Genomic DNA, 17,872 nt, shown 5'->3' on the forward strand with positions numbered 1-17,872 from the left:
TTCCTGTACGTCTCGTGGGCTCGGTGTTGTGTATAAGAGACAGGGGGGGGATTATGTGCGCCTGTTGGGGATCGATCCCAAAGCCAAGCGGCGGGTGCTGGAGCAGATTATCCAAACCCCAGAAGGTCCCGCAACCCCCTCGGGATCCTCTGGCCGCCTTTCGGTGGCTATGCCAGGCTCCAGCAGGGGGGAATGGCGTCTGGAGGAGGAGATCCAAAGCCTGGTGGCCCAAGGGTACCGCGTTGGCCTGGAAGTGGCCGATGCTCGCCGCTACCGCACTTCTTCGTGGCAGACCTTGGGTACTTTCAGCGGCTCGGTCCAGGAGATCCTAACGGCTGTGCGGGCAGCCCTAGCCGAGCACGCGGGAGAGTACGTGCGCCTGTTGGGGATCGATCCCAAAGCCAAGCGGCGGGTGCTAGAGAAGGTGATTCAGACCCCCAAAGGTCAGGTGGGCAGCAGTCCGGCGGAGGCGGGCGCGGCGACAAGCACGACTTCTGCTTCCGGGGCAGGGGACAGCAGCAGCCCGGATTTGGAGCTGCAGGAAGAGGTGCACCGGCTACTAGCCCAGGGCTACCGCATCGGCTACGAATATGCCGACGAGCGCCGCTTCAAAACTTCCTCTTGGCAGAGCGGGCCGGTCCTTCGCGCTAGCCGTGGGCCAGAGGTGTTGGCCGAGCTGAGGGCGGCGCTGGCAGAGCACCAGGGCCACTACGTGCGCCTGCTGGGGATCGATCCCAAAGGGAAAAAGCGGGTCTATGAGCGCCTCATCCAGACCCCCAGTGGCAAGCCGCCCACTTTTGCGCCAGCAGCTCAAGGAGCGCCGGTGGCTGCAGTTTCCCCTCCCTCCACCCCTAGGCGACTTAGTAGCGAGGTGGTGTCGCAAGTCCAGCAACTACTTAGCCAGGGCTACCGCATCGGCACTGAACACGCTGACAAGCGCCGCTTTCGCACCTCCTCTTGGCAAAGCTGTAGCCCCATTGAAGCCACGCAATTGGACCAAGTGGTAGCAGCCTTGGAGGCCTGCCTAGAGGAACATCGCGGCGAGTACGTGCGCCTGCTGGGCATTGACCCCAAATCTAAGCGGCGGGTGCTGGAGCAGATTATCCAAACCCCTTGAGGAGTTCCGGGTTGGTTTCCAGCCAGCCCTCTAGCGATGAGAAGCACCTTGGCTTCCACTCTGCCCACCTCCCTCAGGTCCCAAGCCTGGCTTGTGCAGAGCGGTAAAGCCCACTACGTTGTCAGTGGTGAGGTAGACATAGAGGAGGAGGCAAGCATCGGCCCAGGGGTGCTGCTGCGCGCCAATCCCGGCTGCCGTATCCACATCGGGCGGGGCGTCTGTATTGGCGCGGGATCTATCCTGCACGCCTGTGGGGGATCCCTGGTTGTGGAGGCGGGGGCTACTTTGGGAAGGGGGGTGCTGGTGATTGGGCAAGGCACCATCAGCGAAAATGCCTGCATTGGCTCGGAAGCCACGCTGCTCAACTGTTCAATACTCCGCCAGGCAGTCATTCCTCCCGGCTCGCTACTTGGGGATCCCACCTGGGGAAGCGAGGAAGAGGCGACTGGAGTAACCCAGACAGAGCCAGAAGAGACAGAGAGGGTGCAAGAGTTGCCCGCAGCCCCTGTCCAAGGGGTGTCCGAGGCCCCTCCTCCTTCTTCTGAGGCAGAGGTAACCCCTCAGGAGCAGGCAGAGCCAACGCAAGAAAAGAGGGGGGTGGGCAAGCTCAACGGGATCCCAGGCCGTGCCGAGCTGGAGCGGCTGTTGGGCAAGATCTACCCTCACCGTCAGGTTCTCTCCTCGCGGGATGGGCGGTTCTGAGAGCTACCCTGGCATCGAGGAAGTAGAGTTCCATGTCCACCTCTCTAGGCCTTATTCAGACGCGCAGCTTCCCCGTCATTGTCCGCGTTGCCGACGCCATGACCAAGTCGGCCGGCGTGACTCTCATTGGCTTTGAGAAGATCTCCGGCGGCTACTGCACGGCAATTGTGCGGGGGAACATCGCCGATGTGCGCATTGCCATCGAAGAGGGGATTGAAGTGGCTCGCCAGTTTAACCAGGAGGAGATCTCCAGTCTGGTGATCCCAAGGCCCCTGCCCAACCTAGAGGTGGTGCTGCCCATCAGTAGCAAGCTGTCTCAGCTGGCCCAAAGTCGGGGCTACAGCCGCCTCAGCAACCTAGCCGTGGGCCTGCTGGAGACCCGCGGCTTCCCCGCCATGGTGGGGGCTGCTGACACAATGCTGAAAACAGCCGATGTGCAGCTAGCCGCCTACGAGACCATTGGCGACGGCTTGTGTACGGTCATCATTCGCGGCACGGTCTCCAACGTGGCCATTGCCATCGATGCGGGCATGTACGAGGCAGAGCGCATCGGCGAGCTAAACGCCGTGGCCGTGATCCCACGCCCCCTCGACGAACTGGAGCAGGCTCTGCCGGTGGCCAGTTGTTTTGTTGCTCAGCCGGTTACCTTGCCCGTGGCGATCCCTCAAGCTCAGAAAGAAGAGGTACAGCGCAGCGAGAGGGCGGGAGAGCGGATCCCAGTCTATTTGGAGCCGCCAGGCACTCCCTAGGCTCACCGCTAGACAGCAAGCCAAGCAGGAAAAAAAATGCTAGGCTACTGGAAGACCTGGGTCCGTGCGGCTCGGACGCCCAAACCGTGTCAGGATCGGAAGATAGCAGCACTACGGGATGCTCTGAGCAGGCGCGTCAACCCAGGTCGCCCTTTTCCCGCAGCTGGGTTCCACGGGCACTAGCAGGGCACACCCTATGGCTGAAAAAGACAATCCCCTTGCCAACTTGGCTCAAAAAGCCTTTTACTTCGGCATGGGTCTAGCGGCGCTAGTTGCCGACAACGTCCCCAAGGTGGCTGGGAATGCCAGAGACCGCCTGCTGGAGCTGCGCAAGCAGGTACAGGTTCTAGTAGATGAATTGGTAGAGCTGGGGGCAATGAGAGCCGAGGAGGCGCGAGCCTACATGGACGCTATTGCCGCCACTGTCAACCGCAAGGAAGAGGGAAAGGCTGCCGGTGGCCCCCGCAGAATCACCATTGAAGATATGGGCGAGGCAGAGGCAGAAGGGAGCACTGCCATTGAGCTGTCAGAGGCAGCTCGACTGCGTCAGCAGATTGCTGAGCTGCAGGCAGAATTGGAGCGGATCAAGAAAGAGGCCGGTAAAGCCTAGCTTGGCAGAGTATACAGGTTGCACTGCAAAGGCCAGCTTGAGCTCTAGGTAACGCGTCCTGGAGGACTCGAACCCCCGACATCCGGTTTTGGAGACCGACGTTCTACCAGCTGAACTAAGGACGCACTAGAGACTAGCTTTCTATCTAGCCTAGCAAGTTTCCCTGTAGCTTTAAAGGGCCTCCTCCTGGAGATCTTCCTTGGCTTTGATGCGCGTGGCTTTGCCTACTCGCTTCCTCAGGTAGAAGAGCTTGGCGCGGCGCACTTTGCCCCGCCGTAGCACCTGAATGGACTCGATGCGCGGCGAGTGAACTGGGAAGACGCGCTCCACGCCAATGCCCTGGAAAACCTTGCGCACGGTGATGGTGCGGTTGAGACCCGCATGGCGCATGGCAATGACCGTGCCTTCAAAAGTTTGCACTCGCTCTTTGCCACCTTCTTGAATGCGTACCCCCACCCGCACTTGATCCCCAACGTGGATCTCAGGCAGGTCCGGCTTCAGGTATTCCGCCTCCACAAGGCGGAGGATGGCCTCGGGGTTGATGCGAGCGTTCATGGCTTTCCCGCGCTCTCAGCGGCTAACTATCGTAGCAATCCCCCTGCTTTTTGTACAGGTCTCGAAGGGCCGGACGACCCCGGAGCTCAAGACTACGTTGGCGCCCCTCTCTTTGCTAGATAGGCTAGATTGTAGGCTCTTGTGAGAGGCGGGAGACGTCGTGAAGCCCCAGACGGGATCCCTGCCCCCTGCCAAATCTGCAGACCAACCCCTGCTCCAGCCCGAACCCCCTAGGAAAGGGTGGCCTACTGGCTGGATTCTCTTGGGTCTGCTGCTGGCTAGCTTGGGAGGGGGTGGTATCTTGGTTCAGCGGTACCTCCAGCAGCAGAGGGTACAGCGCCTACAAAGGTTGACGGTGCCCGTCGAGGTAGTGGATCTAGTCCAACGGCTGCGGGTAAGCGGCCAGGTGCAGCCCATTCGCCAGGTGAATGTTGGTCCTCGGGAGGCGGGCCGTTTGGCGGAGCTATTGGTGGATCAGGGGGATGAGGTGGTGGCAGGGCAGGTGCTAGCCCGGATGGACTACGGCGATCTAACTAGCGGCATTCGCCAAGCCCAAGCCCGCATCCAAGAGCTACAGGCCCGCCTGGCGGAATTGCAAGCCGGCGAGCGACCCCAGGTCATCGCAGCAGCCCAGGCCAGGGTGGATGCGGCGCAGGCGCAGGTGAGTTTGGCCCAAAAGGAGCTGGAACGGATTCAGGCGCTGGCGCAGGAGGGGGCTGTAGCCCGCAGCGAGCTGGATCAACGCCTAGCTCGCTTGGAACAAGCGCAAGCGGACTTGCAAGCTGCCCAACAAGAGCTGGAGCGATTGCAGTCAGGTAGCCGCCCAGAAACGCTGCGGCAGATCCAAGCCCAGATTGCCCAGGCCCAAGCCGAGCTAGCCCAGCGACAATCTCGCCTAGCTGAGGCCGAGATCCGGGCGCCCTTTTCCGGTGTGGTGGTGCAGCGCTTTGCCGAGGTGGGATCCTTTGTAACTCCCACAACCGCAGCTTCCGACGCCACTGCTGCTTCCTCCAGCTCCATCCTGGCGCTGGCCCAGGGGATTGAGGTGCGAGCGGAGGTGCCGGAGGCGCAGATTGCCCAGGTGCGGGTGGGACAGCCGGTGGAGATCCGATCCCTGGCCTATCCGGATCGAGTGGTACGGGGACGAGTGAAGCGGATTGCCCCTGCCACGGTGGTGGTGCGGGAGGTCACCGTCTTTCGGGTCGCGATCGAGCCGGAGCAGGAGGCAGACTTTCTGCGCATTGGCATGAACGTCTCGGTGGATTTTCTCGGGGAGCAGCAACCCCAAGCCCTCACGGTGCCCTCAGTGGCCATCCTGCGGGAGGGGGGCCAAGAGGGGGTAATCCTGTTGGATCCGCAAACCCAGCGGCCTGTCTATCGGCCAGTAGAAACGGGCCTCACCCAGGGAGGGATCACCCAGATCCTTTCCGGCCTGCAGGCGGGGGATCGAGTCTTTACGGCGCTGCCGCCAGGAGTAACCCTGCAGAGTTTGCTTCCACAAGAGCGCCGTCCTAGCCGAAGTGGGAGAGTTAGGCCGCACCCATGAGCTTTCTGGTTGCAGCCAAAATGGCCTGGCAAATGGTGCGACGGCACCGCTTGCGCACAGGCTTGAGCATGCTGGGGATCCTCATCGGCAACGCGGCAGTGGTAGCCATTGCTGGCTTTGGCCATGCTGCCCAGGAGCTGGCTGTGGATCAGTTTCGGGCTTTGGGCACCAATTTGCTGATTGTCTTCTCTTCCAGCTTTGGCCTAGCGGATGCCAGCAACGTCCGTCCTCTTACCCTCGACGACCTGCGGGCGATTGCTGCGGAAGTGCCTGCGGTATCGGCAGCTGTCCCCAGCCTGGCGGTCAATGTGCGGGCTGTGCGGGGCGGGGTGGATCGCCGCTATGAGGTCATAGGCACCTGGCCGGAGTATTTGTCGGTGCTGAATTTAGAGGTCGAGGAGGGCCGCTTCCTCTTGCCAGCGGACATTGAGGAGCAGCGCCCGGTGGTAGTGCTGGGCAGTGAGTCCGCCCGCGAGCTGTTTGGCTTGGATCCCGCCGCCGCTATTGGAGAGACGCTGCTGCTCAACAACTTGCCCTTTGAGGTAGTCGGCATTTTGCGCCCCAAGCCAACAGTGTTTGGCAACAACGATGCCCGCCTGTTTCTGCCGGTAGACGTGGTGGCCAACCGCTTTGTTGGACGGCGCTCTCCCTATGGCCTGGAGTTGACGGCCATCTTTGTCTCAGCCCGCTCCGAAGCAGATCTGCCGGCTGCCGAGTTCCAGATCCGCAACCTGTTGCGCCAGCGGCACCAACTGATAGGAGAAGATGACTTCGTCATCCGCAACCAGAAAGTGTTGCTGGATGGGGCAGCCAGGATTTTAACTCTACTGCGGGTACTGCTGAGCGGCACAGCAGCGCTCTCGCTGCTGGTGGGTGGGGTGGGGATCATGAACGTGATGTTGATCTCGGTGGCAGAACGCACCCCTGAAATTGGCCTGCGCAAGGCAATTGGGGCCGACAGCCGGCAAATTTTGCAGCAGTTTGCAGCCGAGGCTATCCTGATTGCCGTCAGCGGGGGAGTGGCCGGGATCCTCCTCAGCAGCGGCCTCCTGGTGGCAGTGCGAATGTTTACCCCCTTGGCCACGACTGTCGATCCCGTGGCAGTGGTCATATCTTTTTCCCTCTCGACGGGGGTTGGACTGGTCTTTGGCATTTTCCCCGCCCGCAAAGCGGCGCAACTGGATCCCATTGAGGCCCTGAGAGCCTGAGATCCACCGTCTGTAGGATAGTAGGTGTGAGGTGCCCGCTGTTCGCTAAGGAGCTTTCCCTTGGTCAAAGAGCGAGTAGAGGTAATTGTCCCAGCCACTACCGCCAACCTGGGGCCAGGGTTTGATTGCATGGGTGCAGCCCTGCAGCTCTACAACCACTTCCAGTTTCGCGAGATCCCTGCTGGACTCAGCATTCACTACCGCGGCAGCGATCCTATCAGCCAGGGCAAGGACAACTTGGTGTATCGCGCCTTCTGCCGGGCCTTTGAGCTGCTGGACAAGCCTGTGCCGGGAGTGGAAGTTGAGATTACCCTCAACGTGCCCCTGGCGCGAGGGCTGGGCAGTTCTGCTACTGCTATTGTCGGCGGCCTGCTGGGAGCCAATGCCCTTGGATCCCTTAACCTAGCCTCCGAGACCCTCCTCCAGTTAGCCATTGTCCTCGAAGGTCACCCCGACAACGTGGTGCCCGCCCTTCAAGGCGGCTGTCAGCTCTGTGTGCAGGGACAGCAAGGGCAGTGGGTGTTCTGCCCAGTGGAGTGGCACGAGCGCATTGGGATCGTGGCAGCGGTGCCTAGCTTCAAGCTCTCCACTCAGGCAGCCCGCGAGATCCTGCCCAAGTCCGTCAGCTTGGCCGATGCCGTTTTTTCCAGCAGCCATCTGGGGCTGCTCATCCGCAGCTTGCAGTTGGGGCGGGTGGACTGGCTGAGGGTGGCTTTGCAGGATCGGCTGCACCAACCGGCCCGCATGGAGTTGATCCCTGGTTTCAAGGCAGTCCAGGAGGCAGCCCTGGCTGCAGGAGCCTACGGAGTGGTGATCAGCGGGGCTGGGCCTACCCTCCTGGCGTTCTGTGCGCCTGAGGATCGAGAAGGGGTAGGAGCGGCCATGGTCAGCGCCTGGGCCCAGCTAGGCATCGAGGCAGAAGCGAAACCCCTGAGTTTGGATTGGCAGGGGGGAAGAGTAATCACCCACTCTAGAGATGAGGAGCTATCTGAGAGATAAACGTCGTCCCTGGTGCCCCACACCGCTAGCCCAAGCAGAGCGGGCAAGGGTAGGACGGACAGCAGAGCTGTCTTCTTGCAAGAGCAAGCTGGAGGCCTTCTTGGGTCAGCAGGACGGAGTCCGTAAGTCGCGCTTCATGCTGGGCTAGGGAGGAGTTAAAGAGGCAAGCGCTCTGTTTGCCCCGATTTTCCAGATTTGCTCTTTGTTGGCTAGGGAGGCAAGCAGCTTGCTCGGCAGGAGGAGATTTTAGCGGCGCCAGCTAGTAGTCATCAGGCAGTTGCTCTAGCAACAAGCCGGGGGAGCTAGGCTTAGGGTCAAATTCAGTTGAGGATGAGACGGGGCTACAGGTAAGATCCATGGGGGTAAACCCCAAGGGGAAGCTCTAGACTGACAGAACAAGGAAGGTGGCTGCGCTGAGGATTGGGTAAGTAAGGTAAAACAGAGAAAAAAAGTTGCCAGGGGAGTCATTGTACCAGCTATGGTTTCGTAGCTATTGGAGCTAACGATCTGGAGGTTTTAGCTTGAAGCCTTCTGAAGCAGGTAGTCGCTGTTTGCTGAGCTTTGTGGGGAAGCGTAACATCTTATCCTAAGTTGTGACGGAGCTGAAATGTCGGTTCTGGGGAGCGCTTGTTTTCCCTAGAATGGGATCGCTAGCCTGGTTCACTCTTGCAGTTTAGCCCTTACCCTAGGCGATGGACGATGCCATGACTCCTGAGATGATACGTCAATTCTGGTCTTTGGTCAGCGAGATCGGCAGACCGGATTGGCTGAATCAGCGTGACGATGACTTGGTCAATCTCCTCCTGAATGCCTGTCAGAAAAGACATGCCCTCAGCACGGTCGATACCTCAGTTCTCAACCGTTACATTACCCTCCGCCTGCCTCTAATCCGCGAAATTGTTGTGGACTAAAGCAAGGTAGGAAACTTTTTTCTTGTCATGGCGATTGCACGGATTACTTTGCTCGTCTACGGGGTACTGCTTTTGGTAGGCGGAGTGGTCGGTTATAGAAGAGGCAAAAGTCTCAAGTCTTTAGTTGGAGGTTTGGTGGGAGCGGTTCTCAGCGGAGCTAGCTATGGCCTCCTGGGAGCGGATCCCCGTTGGGGCCTAGGCTTGGGCTTAGGGACGGCGGCGCTGGGATCCCTTCTTTTTGCCTTGCGCTACCGCAAAACTGGCAAATTTCTGCCCGCTGGTCTGATGTTGGCCGTGAGCTTGACGGCTGTTCTTCTCTTGGGCTTAAGTTTCGTTGAGGTTCTCCCCAGTCCTAGGGGGTGAGGATTCTTCCACAGCTTGTAGCTAGAGGAGCTTCCTACCACAAGGCGGTCTATCCCTGTCGCGGCAGCGGCGCGGAGTGTTTGCCAGGGAGCCTGCGCTGCCTTTTTGGGGCAGGTTTGGGCTGCTGGGCGTCCTTGCTCTAGGCTGAGAGCTCAGCGAGGAGCGACGCGATAGAAGCGAGTGGTGGTCGCCCATTCGCGGGCAGGGATCTTCTCGACGAGGATGGCGCGGGCGATGGCGTCGCCTAGTCTGGATCCCTCCACCTGCACCCGGGCAAAGGATCCACCCTCTTCAAAAGCAACGATCTCCTGGAAGTTGAGCGGCCGGGGGGAGGCCACCGCCAACACTTGGGCTTGGCCAAAGGGCGGGGCAATGGTCAGGCGGTAGCTGGCGCCAGGGGGTGGGAAGGTGCGCACTTCGCCGGCCCGCAGAAACTCCTCTCCACCCGAGAAGGGATTGGGCAAAATAAGGTGAGTGCGTCCATCGGCTTGGATGCTAAACAGGTAGACGTAGGCGTCACGGTTGGTACTGAGAGTCAGGCGAATCGGCTCGCCAGGCCGGTAGATGGGGTTAGAGCCGCGCCGATCCAGCTCCAAGGTCACCTGCAAGTCGGAAGGCACAGGGTTGACGAGGATGGAGCGGGCCCCGGTTTCTAGGCGAGTGTCAGCTAGTTGTAGCCTTGGCAGCGAGGGGTAGATGCCCAGCGTTTTGGGAAAAACAGCGGCGGTGGGCGCCACCGACAGCCCCAAAGCCAGCGGCAGGAAGAGCAGTTTGGCGTCCATGGTTCGCACCTGACATTCAGTGGCTATGTTCAGCCTAGGAAGGGGCAGAGTTTTACTGGAGCGGGCTTCGCGCAATCTCAGATCTCCTGCTGAGGCAGTTTCCCTTGCTGCAGATGGCAGGCCCAGGGGGAAAAGCGCTGAACCGCTTCTCACATTTGGGTGGGAAAACTGGGAGATCCCAGCTAGAAAGGGCTAAGCTGCAGATCAGGGATCAACCTTGCCTATGGCCAGCGACAGTTACCAAGAAGGCATCGCAGCGGTTCAGGCGGGCGATTTTCCGGCTGCCATTCAAGCATTTCGCCGGGCAGTTGCCGAGGATCCCACCCATACAGAGGCTCGCTACAAGCTGGCCTGGGTGCTGGGTATGAGCGGCTATCTGGATCCAGCCCTGGCCGAACTGGAGGTGGTGGTGGCGGCGGATCCCGGCCATGTTGCAGCCCACTACAACCGGGGGGCCCTGCTGTTGCAAAAGGCCCAACTGGAAGCAGAGGTCGAGGGCCAGATCGATCTTGAGGTGCTGCGGCGGGCGGAAGAAGCTTTTCAAACGGTGATGCGCTTGGATCCTACAGATCAACGGGCCTACGCCTTTCTCACCTTGGTCAGGCGGGCGATCCGCAACTACCATAGCCGCAGGGATGAGGAGGCCAGGATCCCCTAGCTTGGCTGTCGCCCGCACCCCAGTTGCAGCTTCTCTACCAACTAGCGAGGGACGCCAATGTGGAAAACCAGGTCACCGCAGGCCCAAGCCTACGGCTCGAAGGGCGTAAGCGGCTTCGGCCCGGGGGAGATCCTAAGAATTGAGTGGAGGAATCTCAAGGTCAGACGAGAATGCCGCCGAGGTACGCAATTGCGGGGCCTCGGAAGCTTGGGAGCTTGATCCCTGGCTAACCTTGGAGATATCCACCATCGAGACCAACCCTTGCAGGGTGGCAGGGATGGAGCGGGGATCCATAAAAATGACCTTCGAGCTGGGGCTGCTGCCCACTTTGAGGCCCATATCGATGTAGCTTTGGGCCATTAGGTATTGCAAGGCGTTGGCTGCCTCGGGGTGTTCTTGCAAGGCAGCGGCAATGGTTTTGATGGCCTCTGCTGTACCCTCGGCCAACAGCAGCCGCTGTCGCTTTTCGGCTTCTGCCCGCAGGAGTTGGGCCTTGGCAGCCCCTGCCGCCTGGTTGATGCTGGCCTGCTGTTCCCCCTCTGACCTGAGGATGGCGGCTCGCTTCTCCCGCTCGGCAGCCATTTGCTTTTCCATCGAGTCCTGCACGGTTTTGGAGGGTTGAATATCCCTGACTTCCACGCGGGTGATCTTGATCCCCCAGGGATCCGTGGCCTCGTCCAGTTCGGCCAGAAGGCGGGCGTTGATCTCGGCGCGCGAGGAAAAGGTCTGATCCAAGTCCATGCGGCCAATCTCAGCCCGCAGCGCCGTCAGCACCAAGTTCACCAAAGCTCGCTGCACATCTTCTACCGCATAGCGAGCCTTGATCATATCCGTGATGCGCCAGTAAACCACTGCGTCGGCCATTAGTGAAACATTATCGCTGGTGATGCACTGCTGCGGCGGCACGTCCAGTACCTTCTCGCGGATAGTTTCCTGGAACACAATCCTGTCGATGGGGGGAAAGATGACGTGCAAGCCGGGTGTTAGCTTGCGGTGAAACCTACCCAGACGTTCTACCAGTGCCTCATAGCCCTGGCTAATGATCTTGACAGAGCTGAACAGGTAGCCGATAAAGATGAGGGCAATGGCGGCTGGGATGACCGGCATACGACTCTTCTCCTGACAGAGGGTTCAGCCCCTATTCTAGACGGTTGCTGGAACTGATCCCTTCACCTCGATACGCCTGAAGGCTATCTAGTAGAAAGCCTGCGGGAGGATCCCTTCTGATGAAACTAAACAGCAAGAACCTAGAAGTTGGCTTAAACAAAATTTACGATGTCATTATTGCTGGCGGTGGCGCGGGGGGGTTGTCGGCAGCCATTTACTTGGCCCGCTACGGCTTGAGCTGCTTGGTGGTGGAAAAGGGCAGAGGCCGCTCTTTTTGGATGCAGGACTTGCGCAACTATTTGGGCCTGCCGCCAAACACGCCAGGACGAGAGCTGTTGCGACAAGGAAGGGAGCACGCCCTTAGCTTGGGGGTGGACTATCTAGGGGGCTATGTGGAAGATGTTACAGATGAGGGGGAGCTTTTTGCTGTCAAGGTCAAGGTGGGGAAAGTCAACAGTGTCTACCCTATTTTTCGCAGCAAGTATTTGATTGCGGCAACAGGTATTATTGATTATCTGCCTCAATTGGCTGATATGCAGAATGTTTACGAATATGCAGGCTACTCGCTACATGTCTGCATGATCTGCGATGGCTATGAAATGCGGGATCAGAAAGCAGTATTGATTGTCAATTCAGAAGATCGGATTAATACAGCTTTTGTCCTCAACTGGTTTACGCCTTATATCTCGGTGTTAACCCATGGCTTGTGCTCGGTTGGCCCCGAGATACGCAAAAAGCTGGCAGATCATGGTTACCCTCTCTACGAAGCTCCCATTCGTCGCTTTCTTGGAGAAAACCACCAGCTGCAAGGAGTAGAGCTGGAGGACGGCACCTACATCGAGGCTACTACTGGCCTGGTAGCCATGGGCGCCAAATACCACAACGACTATTTGAAAGGGATCCCCGGCTTGACATGGCAAGGGGAGAACCTGCTCACCGATGAGTGGTGCCGCACTTCCCACCCGCGCCTGTTTGCAGTAGGAGATTTGAAGCAGGGCCTCAACCAGGTGGCGATTGCCGTGGCTGATGGAGCGCTGGCCGCCACGGCCATCTGGCGGGACATCCGCCGATCCTCACCTCCCCGTAAGTGGGAAGAGCGCCTGCACTCAATTTAGGCTTACCCTACTTGCTGCAGGGAGTGGTGATAGTCTTTTGCTCTGTAGTTGTTGTGAAAACCTTGGCAACTCCATGCATTTTCTGAAGGCGGTGATCTTTTTTTTGGCTTTCCTCTTGGTGGGTCTATATTACTGTGCTGCGGGGGCCCGCCCTCTTTTCAACCTCAACCTCACCTCGACCCTAGGATACAGTCCCGTTCTCCCAATTGAAAGTGTTCGCGTTCTGCAAGGCAGCCATCCGCAAGAACTACTCATTTATCTATCGGCTCCCTCTGCTGCTTGGGTCTATCAAGAGCGGCTGAACGGGCATTATCTAATCGACATTCCCTATGCTGTAATCACTCATTCCACAAGGGTTGAGGTTGCCAAGGAACTGCCCTATCAACTCAACTGGGGCAACCAAGAGCAGCACACTGGGCGTCTGTTGATTACACCCGCGCCTGCTTATGTACAGGTGTTTCTACAGCATGGCTGGGTTCCAGATCCTAGCTTTCTCGACCCAGCGGAAAATAGCCAGCCCTTGCAACTGCCTTTGGAAGAAGTGCTGGGGCCTTTGTTGGAGGTGCCGGCCCGTTCTGCCTTCCTCACGATTGACGATGGGCCTTGGCCTCAGTCCACCCCTCGCCTTTTAGAGGTTTTGGATCAGCTACAGATTCCGGCCACCTTCTTTCTTATCGGCACTCATGTTTCCCAATTTCCAGAGTTGGCCCAGTCCATTCAAGCTCACCACCACACGATAGCCAACCATACCTTTACTCATGATTATCGACGTCTCTACAGCAGCAACGAGATATTTTATGCCGAGGTGGAGCAGACAACCGAGCTGATGAAGAGGCTGGGCTTGGATCCTCAGCTGATTGTTCGGCCACCGGGGGGCTTTCGCCTAGATCCAGCTTTACGCCACTCTTTGGAACAGGCGAGGTATCAGGTTGTTTACTGGAACATTAGCCCTGAAGATGCCTATGCCGACCAAATACCGGCCCAGCTGGCGGAGCGGGTTCGCGCTCAGTTGCAGGCGCTCAGGAACTCGGAACAACCGCTAGTTTTGCTGCTTCATGACCGCTGGCCCCATACCGCTGAGGCCCTGCCAGGTATCGTGGCTGCCGTTGAGGAGGCAGGCTATCGCTTTTTGCCCTGGCCGACTTCTAAGAATGCTGCCTGATATTCTGGATGACGGTTGAATCCAAAGGAGCAGTCAGTTTTTGGTGGAGGAGGGGGAAGCATGCGCAAGCTTATAGTAGGGGGAGCGGCCTTGGCTTTGGCCCTGCCAGTCGCCTCAGCTTCCGCCTATTCCCAGCCGCTGCTGCCGCTATTGCCTGCTGCCTCTGCAGGCAGTACTGCTCGCGAGGGAGTTGTAGCCCTGTTTCGTCAGTCCATCTGGTGGGATTTTATCCGCGGCAATCGTGGGGAAAACCTGCGCTTGTTCCCTGCTCAGTTGCTCTCCTCCTCGCAGCAGGGAGTGGTGGCCGTGTTTGAGATCCAGCGGCAGCCGACGGTGGAGCCCGTGGTGCGCGTGCTCAGCTTTGACCATCAAGGAGGGTACGATTTTCGTCTGCTCCACATGGCTGAGCCCATCCCAGGTCGGCTAATCGAGGCTCAGCTGCGCACCGACATCACACCCACTCCCCAGCCCAAGTTGGTGCTCCTCACTGAGCGAGGGGGAATCAGCCTGCTGCGGTCGGTTCTGATCTTAGAACACCGAGCAGAGGGGCTTGTGCCGCTGCTGAGCGTAACAGATTTGAACAACGCCAGCCTGCGGGTCAGTCCCCAGGGGATCCTAATCCTCTCCAGTGCCCCGGGAGCTAGCCGCGACTTGCGGGCTACGCTCTACCAGTGGGAGGGAGATGGCTTTGTCCGCCGCGATCTCTAGCCTCCCCGCCTTTTAAACCGCTCTAGGGCCGCAGGTGTCTATGACCAGGAAGCTGTTGAGCCCGCCAACAGGCCCCTAGGCTGGGGGCTTGGCCCACCTGCCAAAGAAACAGGCTCTCTGCTCCCAGGGGATGGATGCTCCAGGGATCCAGGTCAGCCCCAAACCAGCCGTAGGGATCGACAGGGGCGGGCTGGCCGGAATTGGTTTGGTCAAAGCGGCGCACCTCAAAGTGGAGATGGGGCCCGCTGGCACAGCCGCTTTCCCCTGACAGGCCAATCACCTCCCCAGCTGCCACCCTCTGCCCCTCGTGTACCCGGATTTGGCTGAGGTGGGCGTAGAGGGTTTCTAGGCGGATCCCGCCCGGGGATTCCCCTTCGTGCAGGATGCGCACCCGCAGCCCTCTGACTGGACGGCTCAGGCTGGGGCAGAAAAACTCTGGTTCCGGGCGCGCTACAGTAACTCGTCCAGGGGCGGCGGCCAGGATGGGGGTGCCTACCGGCATGGCCCAGTCGTAGCCGGCGTGGCCATCGCTTTTGCCACAGGGGTGCTGGGGACTGGGAGTCCAAACCTGGCCCTGGCCGCTGACAAACCGGCCATTGCCGTCTTCCTTCCCCAAAGGCAGGTCGTGGTCGAAGAGGTTGGTGACCGGGAAGTCACCGATAAAGGGTTTGTGCAAAAGCGGCCACTGGGGCGGCGGCGGGTCCCCTTGGACTTGACGATAGCTCTCTAGTTGCCGCCGGTAGCCTTCCAGCTTCTGAAGCTGAGCGGGATCCTGCAACTGCTGCCGCAAAAGATCCACCAAGCGCAGGGCCTGAGCCCAGTCCCGGCGCTCCACAGCCCGGCTCAACTGGGCGTAGACTCCCCTCAGGACTTCCTGGGACACGGAGGAAGGGGGCCTCTGGGGAAAGCCAGGCAGAATGTTTACGAATTGATACAATAGGCAGCAAAGTATCAGTAGGCATACCTTGAGCAGACTAGGCGGTTTGGCTCGGGTGCCACTTTCCTTTTTGCCACCCGCTTTTCTCCTCAGCCCCTGCCCAAGCTGTGGGAAAGCGCAGTGGCTCTGACCAACCACCCCGCGGGAGCTTCTCATGCGTTGGCTGTTATCCTCTGGTGTTCTGGTTAGCTTGCCTTTCCAGTTTTCTAACAGGCGAGGTGTTCTCCTTTGGTCTGGGTCAATCTGGCAGTGGTTGGAAGCTTCGGCGCTAGGCTTGCACATTCTCTCCTTGCTCTTCGGCCTAGTGGGCCTACTTTGGGTAGTACCGCATCCCGAGTGGGTGGCCAGTTTGCCTCCCATTGGCCTCCAGGCCTTCTCTTGGAGCATGGGCAACGGCGGCGTTGCCTACATGGTGTCTGGGGCGCTGGCGGCAGTTCTAATGGGATCCCGCCTCCTGGGGGTGCGACGCCTGCTGATGTTCTTGATCCCAGCGGTGGGCATCTCCCTAGCCAGCGAGCTGCTGGGCACCAGCACTGGGATCCCCTTTGGTGACTACGGCTACCTCAGCGGCTTGGGCTACAAGATTGCCGGCTTGGTTCCCTTTACAATCCCTCTGTCCTGGTTCTATGTGGGGTTATCGGCCTACCTGTTGGCGCGGGTGGCTCTGCAAGCGGGGCGCCACTGGCTGATCCACTTTGAAGCCATTCTGTTGGGAGCGCTCTTGCTCACTGCCTGGGACTTTGTGCTGGATCCGGCCATGACCCGCGGCCTGATCCCCTTCTGGACCTGGTTTCAGCCAGGGCCGTTCTTTGGCATGCCGCTGCAAAACTTCGGCGGCTGGATGCTGACAGGGACTGCCTTTATGACCGTGGCCAACCTCCTCTGGGGGAAAGATCAGCCTGTCCTTAACCGCCGCCAGTTGCTGGGGCCGCTGCTGCTCTATGGGGCCAATTTTGCCTTTGCCCTACTGGTAAGCCTGGGATCTGGCATTGTCGCGCCGGCAGGGTTGGGCCTGCTCCTGGGACTGGGGCCAGCCCTGGGGTTGTGGTGGAGCGCGCCGCCAGCTCTTCCCTCTCCTTCCGAGGGAGCAAGCGGGAGGATTGCCGGTGGGCGGGGGTGAAGTAGGCAGCTTAGTCGAATTTTCGCAGGGATCCCGGCACCGTCTTCTTCGGGCTGCCCTGCCACAGGCCAATCACCAGGCAGACCACCCCCAGGTTGATGGCCACATCGGCCACGTTAAACACGGGGAAGCCAATCCAGACGAAATTGAAAAAATCCACCACGTAGCCGTTGAGAAAGCGGTCGACGCCGTTCCCCACCGCTCCCGCCCAGATGAGGCCATAGCCCACCTGCTCCCAAAGGTTGAGGCTGCTGCTGCGCAGGGCCAGGAGCGCCAGGGCTATTGCCACCCCTAGCGAGACCCACTTGAGAAACTCCGCCGAATCGGCAAACAGACTCCAGGCAGCACCGGTGTTTTCCACGTAGGTGAGGTGGAACACCCCTGGCCATAGCTGGATCTCCGGGCCCGGCAGCAGCCGCTCCACCGCCCAGCGCTTGCTCAGCTGATCCAAGGTCGTCCCCAGGATCCCGACCAGCCAAAAGCCTTTGTTCTTCATGCTGCTTGCGCTCCCCGGCGGTTTGCTGGCCCAGATAGGTACCTTTCCCCTCGGCTGAAGAGGTGCAGAGCCTGCTGGGAGATCCAAGCGGCGAAAACAAAAGCGCCTGGCTGGGCCAGCCGGACAGGGATCCCAATGGCTACCGCCCCCGTTGCTCTAGAGATCGGCGTAGTTCGCTAGCCATCTGCAGAAACTCCCGGGGGCTACCCGCCTTGCCGTAGGAGGCGCGATCTTGAACCTTCTTGCCACTGCCCTGGCGGGTGCGGAGGTTGAGCAGAGAGCTGGCCATCTCCAGGAACTTGGCGGGGTTTCCCTCGCTGCTGCCCCGCATCACAAAGGTTTGTCCAGCACGAGTTACTGCCATGGCTACCTTGACTCTCAGAAAAGAAATACTCGTTCACATCTTCCCACAAGGGATCCCCAGCCGGCCAGGCCCGGTGCTCTCTGAGCCTCGTTAGAGATAGCCACGGCTTCTGAGACTTTGCATAACCAGCTCAATGCATTCGGGGATGCTCTGTTCGGCAGTTTTGCAGACCACCTCTGGGCATTCCGGCGGCTCGTAGGGATCGTCAATGCCGGTAAAGTTCCGAATGAGGCCTGCTCGCGCCTGGCGATAGAGACCCTTGACATCGCGCTGTTCGCACACCTCTAGGGGGGCATCCACAAAGACTTCGATAAAGTTGCCGATCTGCTGCCGCACCTCCTGCCGCGTTGCCCGATAGGGAGAAATGGCCGAGACCAGCACGATCACGCCGTGGCGAGTCAGCATCTTAGCCACAAAGCCAATGCGGCGGACGTTCTCGTCCCGGTCTTCTTTGCTGAAGCCCAGCCCTTTGGTGAGGTGTTGCCGCATTAGGTCGCCGTCAAGCACTTCCACCGGCAAACCCAGAGCTTGCAACTGTTGGGCCACGCCGCAGCTAAGGGTGGTTTTGCCCGCCCCACTTAGCCCTGTAAACCAGACTGTTACCCCCCGCCGCCCCATGGGTAGGCATTCCTCGTCCTCGGGCTTCGCTAGAATAGCATCCCC

General features: G+C 59.5%; 21 protein-coding genes, 1 tRNA gene and 1 other RNA gene. 15 read left to right on the top strand and 8 right to left on the bottom strand.

Going from position 1 to position 17,872, the window contains the following annotated elements; all coding sequences use genetic code 11:
* The 5 genes from NW833_RS04900 to NW833_RS04920 all read left to right on the top strand — a co-directional run.
* On the top strand, positions 1–1,117 hold a 1,117-nt coding region (locus tag NW833_RS04900; protein WP_414411745.1), incomplete at its 5' end, for a ribulose bisphosphate carboxylase small subunit.
* Positions 1,118–1,165: 48 nt separating this feature from the next.
* Positions 1,166–1,819, top strand: a complete 654-nt coding sequence (locus tag NW833_RS04905) for a hypothetical protein (RefSeq protein WP_414411746.1) — start codon at positions 1,166–1,168, stop codon at positions 1,817–1,819.
* A gap of 32 nt (positions 1,820–1,851) precedes the next feature.
* Positions 1,852–2,568, top strand: a complete 717-nt coding sequence (locus NW833_RS04910) for a carbon dioxide-concentrating mechanism protein CcmK (RefSeq protein WP_414394944.1) — start codon at positions 1,852–1,854, stop codon at positions 2,566–2,568.
* 53 nt (positions 2,569–2,621) lie between these two features.
* An RNA gene (gene ffs / locus NW833_RS04915) (signal recognition particle sRNA small type) lies at positions 2,622–2,719 on the top strand.
* A gap of 45 nt (positions 2,720–2,764) precedes the next feature.
* Entirely contained in the window at positions 2,765–3,178 is a 414-nt protein-coding gene (locus NW833_RS04920; RefSeq protein ID WP_414411747.1) for a hypothetical protein, read from the top strand.
* 52 nt (positions 3,179–3,230) lie between these two features.
* Here the strand turns inward: NW833_RS04920 and NW833_RS04925 are convergent.
* Positions 3,231–3,303, bottom strand: a tRNA-Trp gene (locus tag NW833_RS04925).
* A 46-nt stretch (positions 3,304–3,349) separates the two neighbouring features.
* Positions 3,350–3,733 carry a 50S ribosomal protein L19 gene (gene rplS / locus NW833_RS04930; protein WP_414394941.1) on the bottom strand — a complete coding sequence of 128 codons (384 nt, stop codon included), beginning with the start codon at positions 3,731–3,733 and terminating at the stop codon, positions 3,350–3,352.
* A 160-nt stretch (positions 3,734–3,893) separates the two neighbouring features.
* On the opposite strand from rplS, the gene NW833_RS04935 reads away from it, so the two are divergent.
* From NW833_RS04935 to NW833_RS04955, 5 genes are all read left to right on the top strand, one after another.
* Positions 3,894–5,279 (top strand): efflux RND transporter periplasmic adaptor subunit, encoded by a 1,386-nt coding sequence (locus NW833_RS04935; protein ID WP_414411748.1) that lies wholly within the window; start codon positions 3,894–3,896, stop codon positions 5,277–5,279.
* Complete coding sequence (locus NW833_RS04940; RefSeq protein WP_414411749.1) at positions 5,276–6,487, top strand: ABC transporter permease; 1,212 nt, start codon at positions 5,276–5,278, stop codon at positions 6,485–6,487. Before NW833_RS04935 ends, NW833_RS04940 begins: the two co-directional genes overlap by 4 nt.
* Before the next feature lie 60 nt (positions 6,488–6,547).
* Positions 6,548–7,486, top strand: coding sequence for a homoserine kinase (thrB, locus tag NW833_RS04945; RefSeq protein WP_414411750.1), 939 nt, complete (start codon positions 6,548–6,550; stop codon positions 7,484–7,486).
* Between the two features lie 704 nt (positions 7,487–8,190).
* Positions 8,191–8,397: a hypothetical protein gene (locus NW833_RS04950; protein WP_414411751.1), complete on the top strand. Its 207-nt coding sequence runs from the start codon at positions 8,191–8,193 to the stop codon at positions 8,395–8,397.
* Positions 8,398–8,424: 27 nt separating this feature from the next.
* Positions 8,425–8,760 (top strand): TMEM14 family protein, encoded by a 336-nt coding sequence (locus NW833_RS04955; protein WP_414394932.1) that lies wholly within the window; start codon positions 8,425–8,427, stop codon positions 8,758–8,760.
* A 152-nt stretch (positions 8,761–8,912) separates the two neighbouring features.
* On the opposite strand, the gene NW833_RS04960 is transcribed toward NW833_RS04955, so the two are convergent.
* On the bottom strand, positions 8,913–9,542 hold the full coding sequence (locus NW833_RS04960) for a DUF4384 domain-containing protein (RefSeq protein ID WP_414411752.1): 630 nt from the start codon (positions 9,540–9,542) through the stop codon (positions 8,913–8,915).
* Positions 9,543–9,765: 223 nt separating this feature from the next.
* Here NW833_RS04960 and NW833_RS04965 point away from each other — a divergent pair, with 223 nt between their 5' ends.
* Complete coding sequence (locus tag NW833_RS04965) at positions 9,766–10,200, top strand: tetratricopeptide repeat protein (protein ID WP_414411753.1); 435 nt, start codon at positions 9,766–9,768, stop codon at positions 10,198–10,200.
* 132 nt (positions 10,201–10,332) lie between these two features.
* Here NW833_RS04965 and NW833_RS04970 read toward each other — a convergent pair whose 3' ends face one another.
* Positions 10,333–11,307: an SPFH domain-containing protein gene (locus tag NW833_RS04970; RefSeq protein ID WP_414409758.1), complete on the bottom strand. Its 975-nt coding sequence runs from the start codon at positions 11,305–11,307 to the stop codon at positions 10,333–10,335.
* Between the two features lie 119 nt (positions 11,308–11,426).
* Here NW833_RS04970 and NW833_RS04975 point away from each other — a divergent pair, with 119 nt between their 5' ends.
* From NW833_RS04975 to NW833_RS04985, 3 genes are all read left to right on the top strand, one after another.
* Positions 11,427–12,422 carry an NAD(P)/FAD-dependent oxidoreductase gene (locus NW833_RS04975; RefSeq protein ID WP_414394926.1) on the top strand — a complete coding sequence of 332 codons (996 nt, stop codon included), beginning with the start codon at positions 11,427–11,429 and terminating at the stop codon, positions 12,420–12,422.
* Positions 12,423–12,495: 73 nt separating this feature from the next.
* On the top strand, positions 12,496–13,584 hold the full coding sequence (locus tag NW833_RS04980; protein WP_414411754.1) for a polysaccharide deacetylase family protein: 1,089 nt from the start codon (positions 12,496–12,498) through the stop codon (positions 13,582–13,584).
* 60 nt (positions 13,585–13,644) lie between these two features.
* Positions 13,645–14,292, top strand: coding sequence for a hypothetical protein (locus NW833_RS04985; protein WP_414394924.1), 648 nt, complete (start codon positions 13,645–13,647; stop codon positions 14,290–14,292).
* A 22-nt stretch (positions 14,293–14,314) separates the two neighbouring features.
* Here NW833_RS04985 and NW833_RS04990 read toward each other — a convergent pair whose 3' ends face one another.
* On the bottom strand, positions 14,315–15,175 hold the full coding sequence (locus NW833_RS04990; protein ID WP_414411755.1) for a M23 family metallopeptidase: 861 nt from the start codon (positions 15,173–15,175) through the stop codon (positions 14,315–14,317).
* Between the two features lie 328 nt (positions 15,176–15,503).
* Between NW833_RS04990 and NW833_RS04995 the strand changes: the two genes are divergently transcribed.
* Positions 15,504–16,349, top strand: a complete 846-nt coding sequence (locus NW833_RS04995) for a carotenoid biosynthesis protein (RefSeq protein WP_414411756.1) — start codon at positions 15,504–15,506, stop codon at positions 16,347–16,349.
* Between the two features lie 10 nt (positions 16,350–16,359).
* On the opposite strand, the gene lspA is transcribed toward NW833_RS04995, so the two are convergent.
* The 3 genes from lspA to cysC all read right to left on the bottom strand — a co-directional run bounded on the left by lspA (position 16,360) and on the right by cysC (position 17,827).
* Positions 16,360–16,845: a signal peptidase II gene (lspA, locus tag NW833_RS05000; protein ID WP_414411757.1), complete on the bottom strand. Its 486-nt coding sequence runs from the start codon at positions 16,843–16,845 to the stop codon at positions 16,360–16,362.
* A 139-nt stretch (positions 16,846–16,984) separates the two neighbouring features.
* The gene (locus tag NW833_RS05005; RefSeq protein ID WP_414411758.1) at positions 16,985–17,209 is read right to left on the bottom strand and encodes a hypothetical protein; all 225 of its coding nucleotides are present in this window, start codon (positions 17,207–17,209) and stop codon (positions 16,985–16,987) included.
* A 90-nt stretch (positions 17,210–17,299) separates the two neighbouring features.
* Positions 17,300–17,827: an adenylyl-sulfate kinase gene (gene cysC / locus NW833_RS05010; protein ID WP_414394914.1), complete on the bottom strand. Its 528-nt coding sequence runs from the start codon at positions 17,825–17,827 to the stop codon at positions 17,300–17,302.
* Positions 17,828–17,872 lie beyond the last annotated feature (45 nt).

The sequence above is a fragment of the Synechococcus sp. O70.1 genome (genome assembly GCF_047462215.1).
Taxonomy (GTDB): Bacteria; Cyanobacteriota; Cyanobacteriia; order Thermostichales; family Thermostichaceae; genus Thermostichus.